Annotated in this window: 7 protein-coding genes; 3 read left to right on the forward strand and 4 right to left on the reverse strand. The window is 51.2% G+C overall.

Features of this window, described 5'->3' with window-relative positions; translation table 11 throughout:
* Nucleotides 1-144: 144 nt before the first annotated feature.
* Nucleotides 145-639, reverse strand: coding sequence for a hypothetical protein (locus tag R3177_RS12720; protein ID WP_318971403.1), 495 nt, complete (start codon nt 637-639; stop codon nt 145-147).
* 213 nt (nt 640-852) lie between these two features.
* Between R3177_RS12720 and R3177_RS12725 the strand changes: the two genes are divergently transcribed.
* Nucleotides 853-1,995, forward strand: a complete 1,143-nt coding sequence (locus R3177_RS12725) for a hypothetical protein (RefSeq protein ID WP_318971404.1) — start codon at nt 853-855, stop codon at nt 1,993-1,995.
* Nucleotides 1,996-2,020: 25 nt separating this feature from the next.
* On the opposite strand, the gene R3177_RS12730 is transcribed toward R3177_RS12725, so the two are convergent.
* The 3 genes from R3177_RS12730 to umuD all read right to left on the reverse strand — a co-directional run bounded on the left by R3177_RS12730 (nt 2,021) and on the right by umuD (nt 4,010).
* The gene (locus R3177_RS12730; RefSeq protein ID WP_318971405.1) at nt 2,021-2,248 is read right to left on the reverse strand and encodes a hypothetical protein; all 228 of its coding nucleotides are present in this window, start codon (nt 2,246-2,248) and stop codon (nt 2,021-2,023) included.
* Between the two features lie 70 nt (nt 2,249-2,318).
* Nucleotides 2,319-3,593 (reverse strand): translesion error-prone DNA polymerase V subunit UmuC, encoded by a 1,275-nt coding sequence (gene umuC / locus R3177_RS12735; protein ID WP_318971409.1) that lies wholly within the window; start codon nt 3,591-3,593, stop codon nt 2,319-2,321.
* Nucleotides 3,594-3,626: 33 nt separating this feature from the next.
* Complete coding sequence (gene umuD / locus R3177_RS12740) at nt 3,627-4,010, reverse strand: translesion error-prone DNA polymerase V autoproteolytic subunit (protein ID WP_413229089.1); 384 nt, start codon at nt 4,008-4,010, stop codon at nt 3,627-3,629.
* A gap of 203 nt (nt 4,011-4,213) precedes the next feature.
* Here umuD and R3177_RS12745 point away from each other — a divergent pair, with 203 nt between their 5' ends.
* Together R3177_RS12745 and R3177_RS12750 are read left to right on the forward strand one after the other, a co-directional pair.
* Nucleotides 4,214-4,765 (forward strand): GbsR/MarR family transcriptional regulator, encoded by a 552-nt coding sequence (locus R3177_RS12745; RefSeq protein WP_318971407.1) that lies wholly within the window; start codon nt 4,214-4,216, stop codon nt 4,763-4,765.
* 23 nt (nt 4,766-4,788) lie between these two features.
* Nucleotides 4,789-5,659, forward strand: an 871-nt coding sequence (locus R3177_RS12750; protein ID WP_318971408.1) for a cytochrome ubiquinol oxidase subunit I, incomplete at its 3' end; no start/stop codon positions are given.

Genomic DNA, 5,659 nt, shown 5'->3' on the forward strand with positions numbered 1-5,659 from the left:
ATAAGCACGGATTAGCATCATTGTTTCGAGCAGACGCACGCGCTCGGGCCCCGTGTCCGGGACCGGTGAACTGAATGTACTTTCCATCTGAAATTCTCTTACTGGGTTAAACTGCTGATGTTTCACGCCACAGCGCCAGCTGGCTCAGCTTGCCGGCGTTTTTGGCATAAATTCATAATACGGGGTGGTCACTTTCAGCCCCGGCGCCACCGCTTTTGGTGCTGGCTCACCGCGGGGGCCAAGCACATGAATAAACCGATAAATGGCGTTTAGATCGTCATCATTCATATCGCGTAAGCTAAACCAGGGCATCGGGGGTAACATCGGATGGCGCACCCGCTGGCGCCACTGACTTTCGGTAACACTTTGCACGTATAGCCGTAAATTGGATGGATATGAGGTTCCCCACGGCCCCAGGAAGCCCACAGCACTGCCGGTGAGCCATTGATCTTGCGGCGTAGTGCCGCCATTTTCAGGGTAGCCAGGGGTATGGCAGTCATTACATCCGGCAATTTTAATCAGGTATTGTCCCCGGTTAAATGCCGGGTCTTCAAGCTGTTGTTCGGTTGCTGCCAGAGCAGCTGAAAAAAGTATCAGACCTGCCAGGGTAACAGGCTGCGCACAAAGACGGTTTAGCATAAAACACCTCAAGCGATCAGTTGTTGGTTAACTGGCTTAAGTTTACTGACCGGCATTCAGGCTCGTTATTAAATATACCTTATGAAAATACTAAAAGTTTCTTAAATAAGCCCAGATTGTGGCAAAAGCTTGTTTTCCCGCTTGAAATTTATTGGCTTCTTTTTAGAATCCGCTGCATCAATACCCTGTTGATTGTCAGAAAGGCAAAATTCTATGTTAGCAACTTTTATAGTCCGGTTGACTGCCACCGCAGCAGCGACCCTGTTACTGCAGTCAGCTGCAATGGCAACACCGCGCTTTGAGCAACGTACCGATGTGCCGTCACAGATAGCAGGGCTTTCTGCTGAACAAACCGCCCGCTTTAATCACAAGCTGGCGCAGATTGCTGCAATGTTCGCTGATATGTCAGAGGTCAGAAGTCCGCCACAGCCACTGTGCACCCGTTTAACTGTCAGCAGCCATCAGAAGCTAGTGGCTGACAGCCTGATGGCTGAAAGCATGGCAATGGGTGGCAGCGGCGTTTCATTGCCGGCGGTAACTGACGGCACCACATGCAGCGAGCTGACCAACAATGGGATAGGTGTCTCCGTTAATTCGCTGGCGGCGGCATTTCCGCACAGCGAACGGATAAATGATGTCTTCTTTGCTTTACCTGCCGTGTCATCGCAACAACCGGGAGTCACCGTGTTACAAAACGGTAAGATATTAATTACCCGGCCCGATACGCCTTTTTATCTGCCGGTCAGCAAACACCAGTATCTTAGCTGGCTGCTTGAGCAGATGCAGCTGCAAGCAGATGAAGTGGTTGCAGAATATGATTCTGACGACATGTGGCAGCAATGGCTGACCGTGGATAAACCTGAGCTTATCGCCAGTAATAGCGAGACACTTGAGCAAATGCAGGGGCAGATCAGCGCTGAAGAATTTGCTACCCTGAAAAAGACGCTGGATCAGATGGTGATAGACACTGAAGCCGGTATCAGGCAGTTAGCTGCTTCAGCAGCTGATGTCAATCAGCAGCTGCCCCAGCTGGCGTCAGTGCACCAACAGGAACTTGCCAAAGTGCAACTGGCATTAAACCAGCTGACGATTGAACAACGCCAGCTCCCAGCCTGCCTTGACACTGAAGACCCGTTCAGTGCCGGCCCTGAGATTTGTGACAATGGCACTATGGTAATAAAAGCCAATCCGGCACTGTTCAGCAATGCGGCATCGCCTGCCGACATCCGGTTGCTATTTGTCTCTCCCGGTACCGGTTTACATATGCTGTCATTTGAGGATCCACGGCTCTATGATTTAAGAATGCGTATTTACCGTAAAGTCGATATTGAGCGACTGCGGCAATTGCTGGATTGAACGCTCCCGGCAGCCAGCCACTATCCTATTCCTTTAAAGGCACCTGTTGCAGCAGCCTGATAATCTGCTGGTTCTTACCCAGCCGGGCCAGATCCAGCAGATAGTCTTTTTCAATTTTCAGCATAGTTTGCCCCGCCACCAACTCTTCAACCAATTGTGCTTCGCCATTGGCAATGGCAGTTTTAAGGGCCTCAAAGTCGGCGATACTATGCTCATCTGCCGGTTGATGCCCGGTGGTGTTATCAGTAGCCATAAGTTGCTTCTCCGTGGTTGATGTCTGACGTTATCCAGGTTGCCCTCAACGCGCAGCAGACACTGCCGGCTTATCTGACCCGCGGCAGCGCTTGCCAGTTGGTGGTATAAGCCGGTGACAGCATCTCGCGTTTCATCGCCCATTGCTGCTTAGCACCCTGACTGGCAAACCAGATGGTCTTACTGTGTTTGGCGTTAAGTTTGTCCATTAGTTGCATCAGTTTCTGAGCGGCTGCACTTTGCTGGTGACTGGCGGCCGGCGGCTCAAACAGGTCGGGCTGATGTACGTCAGGGTCATAAAAGTCAGCCAGCATAACGCCAGCTTTAGCATAACAGTAGCCGTCTGCCCACAGCGCATCAAGTAACTCCATGGCCTTAGCTAAAAACAACCGGGTATCGCTGGACGGCGCTTCAAGCGTGATACTCTTAGTGGCACTGTATGGTATGTCTTTATCGCTGAAAGGGCTGGTACGCAGGAACACCGTCAGATGTCTGGCATACTGCTGCTCGTGGCGTAGTTTACTGCAGGCCCGGCTGATATATTCGCTGATGGCTTCCACCATATGTTGTTTAGCCGTTATCCGTTGCCCGAAGGAGCGGCTGGAAATAATCTGCTTTTTCGTCGCCGCTATCTGTTCCAGCTCCAGGCAGGACTCACCATTTAACTCGCGCACGGTGCGCTCAACCACCACCGAAAAGTGCTGACGGATATAGCTCGGATTAGCATCTGCCAGCTGTAGCGCGGTGTGAATACCCAGCTGCTGCAGCCGGCCAGTCAGCTTATTACCAATACCCCATACCTCACTCACCGGCAGTAACGCCAGCAATTTTCGCTGACGGACTTTACAGGTTAAATCGACCACCCCACCGGTTCCGGGCCAGGTTTTGGCGGCATGATTAGCCAGTTTAGCCAGGGTTTTACTGGACGCAATGCCAACGCATACGCTAATGCCCTGCCACTTTTGAATGCGCTGACGAATCGTCTGACCGAATGCTGTCAGGCTCTGTAATGGCTGTACCCCGGTTAAATCCAGAAAAGCTTCGTCTATGCTGTAGACTTCCAAACCGGGTGCCAGTGCGTCGAGTGTACTCATTACCCGCTGCGATATATCCGCGTAGAGCGCATAGTTAGAAGAAAATGCCAGCACACCGTGCCGGCGCATCAGCTCCCGCACCTGAAAGACCGGTACCCCCATTTTAATCCCCAGGGCTTTTGCTTCTTTAGAACGCGCTACCACGCAGCCATCGTTGTTTGACAGCACCACCACCGGGGTCGTGGTTAAGTCAGGCCGGAACAGTTTTTCACAGCTGGCGTAAAAATTATTGCAATCGACCAGCGCAAACACCGGGTTAGTTTTCTGTACCACAATATCTGCTCATTATTTCCGCTTCATTTGCCGAATCACATTCGTCACCACACCAAAGATATTCAGCTCGTCACCGTCACGCAGACATATCGGCTGATAGGCCGGGTTTCGTGGCAATAACTGCAGGCTGGGTCGGGTGGCAAGTTGTTTCACGGTAAACTCGTTGCCCACTGCTGCCACGACAATATCGCCATGTTCAGCATCGATGGCACGGTCAACCACCAGCACATCGCCGTCAAAAATACCGGCGTCTAACATCGAGTCGCCTTCTACCCGGACAAAAAAAGTCGCGCTGGGATGACGCACACACAACTCGTTTAAATCCAGAGTGCGTTCAATATAATCCTGCGCTGGCGACGGAAAGCCGGCCATTACCGGATCACTGTAAAACGGCATCCGCCGCTTCGGCCAGACATCGGCATTACCTATAAATACTGCAGCCATAGTCACTCCAAACTGTATTTTTATACAGTATATCAAGTCAAAACAAATTGGCAATCCGCTGTCTGTTGTCTGCATCACCGAAAGCGCTTGATCCAGATCAAAGTTCGGCCGTACAATAGTTTCAGAAATTTCTGAAAGTTCAGTAAGGATTGTGTATGCAAATGACACCGATGATAGAGTCTTTCGTTTGCCACTTTGGAGAAATGGGTAGCCGCTGGGGTTTTAACCGCACTGTCGGCCAGATTTACGCCCTACTGGTGGTCAGTGAGCAACCCATTTGCGCCAATGAAATCGCGGAGTTACTGGGTATTTCCCGGGGCAATGTCAGCATGGGCTTAAAAGAGTTGAGCAGCTGGCAGCTCGTGCAGGTGCAACATAAAGCGGGCGATCGCAAAGAGTATTACTTTTGCCGCGGTAGTATCTGGGATATGGCCAATAAAGTCTTTGAAGAGCGGCGCAAGCGCGAAATGGACCCGACGCTGTCGTTGCTGCGCGACATTATGATGGACGAAGCCGCGAACCAGGATGAAGCCTACGCCCAGCAACGGATCATCGAAATTCACGATTTGCTGGAAAACATTACTGAATGGACTCAAAGCTTACAGTCGCTGTCACCGGAAAAGCTCAATACCCTGATGAAGCTGGGTTCCGGTGTGGGCAAAGTACTGGAATTTACTGATAAATTCCGCCCGAAAAAAGATGCTTAGCCGGTATTGGCAGTGAGGTAGTGATGTTAGACACATTAATTTTGTCCCGCATTCAGTTTGCGGCCAATATCAGTTTTCATATTCTGTTTCCCACTATCACCATTGCGCTTGGCTGGTTACTGTTCTATTTCAAACTGCGGTTTGATCTGTCACAGCACCCGGTCTGGATGCGGGCCTATCGTTTCTGGGTAAAGGTATTTGCCCTGACTTTTGCACTGGGCGTCGTCAGCGGCATTACCATGTCATTTCAGTTCGGCACTAACTGGCCGGGCTTTATGGAAAGCATCGGCAACATTGCCGGGCCACTGCTGGCCTATGAAATTCTGACTGCGTTTTTCCTTGAAGCCACCATGCTCGGCATAATGTTATTTGGCTTTCATAAAGTACCGCGCTGGGTACACACCCTGGCAACCTTTCTGGTGGCGCTGGGTACGACCTTCTCGGCGTTCTGGATTCTGGTATTGAACTCCTGGATGCAAACGCCCGCCGGCTTTGAAATGATTGACGGCGTAGCGCACGCTACCGACTGGTTCGCTATCATTTTTAACCCGTCATTTCCGTATCGCTTTAGCCATATGCTGCTGGCCTCGGGCCTGACCGTCTGCTTTCTGGTGGCCGGGATTTCCGCCTACCGGATTTTGCAGGGGGACAATAAAAAAGCACCAAAACTCACCCTGAGAACCGCCCTGCTAAGTGCTGCTGTGCTGGTGCCGGTTCAGATAATCATCGGCGATTTACATGGTTTAAATACGTTTGAGCATCAACCCCAGAAAATTGCCGCCATGGAAGGGATATGGCACACCGAACGGGGTGCACCGCTGGTGTTATTTGCTATTCCCGATGAAGAAACGCAGCAAAACCGCTTTGCCATTGAAATTCCGAAACTGGCCAGCC

Source organism: Arsukibacterium sp., assembly GCF_033722355.1.
In the GTDB taxonomy this organism is placed as follows: Bacteria; Pseudomonadota; Gammaproteobacteria; order Enterobacterales; family Alteromonadaceae; genus Alishewanella.